This window comes from Peribacillus sp. SIMBA_075, assembly GCF_046534585.1.
The window spans coordinates 1-233 of record NZ_JAWRYN010001664.1 but is presented as its reverse complement, the minus strand read 5'-3'; the positions used below and the strand labels follow the sequence as shown (position 1 = coordinate 233).

The window sequence follows — 233 nt, the reverse complement described above, 5'->3', positions numbered from 1 at the left end:
GGTACAAATATTGGTGGGGATTTTGCTATTGAAAAAGCTCGCTATCATAAAGTTATTATTATGACAGATGCCGATGTTGATGGTGCACATATTCGTACCCTATTATTAACGTTCTTCTATCGCTATATGCGTCAAATAATTGAGTGCGGTTATATATATATTGCACAGCCACCTTTGTTTAAAGTACAACAAGGTAAGAAAATTCAATATGCTTACAATGATAATGAACTTGA

The 233-nt window shown here is 33.5% G+C and carries 1 protein-coding gene; it reads left to right on the top strand.

Features of this window, described 5'->3' with window-relative positions; genetic code table 11:
- Positions 1-233 (top strand): toprim domain-containing protein (locus SB775_RS34085; protein WP_410865718.1); only part of this gene is annotated, 233 nt, incomplete at both ends.